This is a genomic window from Aminobacter sp. P4_D5, assembly GCF_056401815.1.
In genome coordinates, this window is the sequence record NZ_JBFUIP010000595.1 from 1 (window position 1) to 779 (window position 779).

Here is a 779-nt window from a genome sequence, read left to right on the forward strand (position 1 = left end):
CGCCCGCCTCGGTCGGCGTCACGATGCCGCCCACGATGCCGCCGACGATGATGACCGGAAGCAGCAGCGCCGGGATCGCCCGCACGAAGGCCTCGCGCAGGCGCGGCAGGCTGAAGGGCTGCGTGTCCGTGTACCGCTCGGGCTCCCGGCTTGCGTAGATATAGTGCGTCACCATCAGGCCGAGCGAGGCGATGAGGCCGGGAATGATCCCACCCAAAAACATCTGGCCGACCGAGAGGTCGCAGACCATCGCCAGCACCACCATGATGATGGAGGGCGGGATGATCGGGCCGAGCGCCCCCGCCGCGGCGACCACGGCGATGGAATAGTCGATGTCGTAGTTGCGCCGGCGCATCTCCGGCAGAAGGATGGAGGAGACGGCGGCGGTGTCCGCGCTGCCGCTGCCGGAGATTCCCGACAGGAAGGTCGAGGTGACGGTCGCGACCATGAAGAGGCTGCCGCGCACCCAGCCCACCAGGGCGGCGGCGAGGCCCACGATCGCCTTGGCCAACCCACCATGCTCCATGATCAGGCCCGACAGGATGAAGAAGGGGATGGCCATCAGCGGGAAGCTGTCGAGGCCGTTGTAGAGGCGCTGCGCCACCACCACCATCGGGACGTCGGTGGTCAGCAGCAGCGTCAGCGCGGCGGCGACACCGAGCACGAAGACCATCGGCGCGCCGGCGACCAGCAGCATCGTGAAGGAGCCGAAGGTGAGGAGCATCAGTCGATCCTCACGCCGCCGCCCGTCGTAACGGCTGACAGGCCCAGGATCTGTC

At 68.2% G+C, this 779-nt stretch carries 1 protein-coding gene; it reads right to left on the reverse strand.

What is annotated here, in order from left to right; translation table 11 throughout:
• On the reverse strand, positions 1-724 hold a 724-nt coding region (locus AC1DWF_RS33735), incomplete at its 3' end, for a TRAP transporter large permease subunit (RefSeq protein WP_476842849.1).
• Positions 725-779: the final 55 nt, after the last annotated feature.